This window comes from Spongiactinospora gelatinilytica (assembly GCF_003236385.1).
Lineage (GTDB): Bacteria > Actinomycetota > Actinomycetes > Streptosporangiales > Streptosporangiaceae > Spongiactinospora > Spongiactinospora gelatinilytica.
In genome coordinates, this window is sequence record NZ_POUA01000816.1 from 1 (window position 1) to 328 (window position 328).

A 328-nucleotide genomic window follows, 5' to 3' on the forward strand; every position below is an offset into this window, starting at 1 on the left:
ACATGTACCTGGCGGGGCACCCGAGCGGCTTTCGCGGCTACACGCTGGACGGCGACCCGCTCGACCGGCTGGTGGCCGGCGTCCAGATGCTCCTGGTGGACGGCCGGGCGCTGCCGATGTTCGCCGCCCTGTTCGGGTACGGCCTGGCCCGGCTGGCCGAGCGCCAGCTCGCTTCCGGACGGGACTGGCGGCAGGTACGCCGGGTGCTGCGGGCCCGCGGCCGGTGGCTGCTGGCCTTCGGGTTCTGCCATGCGGCCCTGTTGTTCTTCGGCGACATCCTGGGCGCGTACGGCCTGATCGGGCTGGTCCTGCTCGGGTTCGTCCGGCG

At 73.5% G+C, this 328-nt stretch carries 1 pseudogene; it reads left to right on the forward strand.

What is annotated here, in order from left to right:
* Positions 1-328, forward strand: a pseudogene (locus C1I98_RS39570) (DUF418 domain-containing protein); the annotation flags it as partial.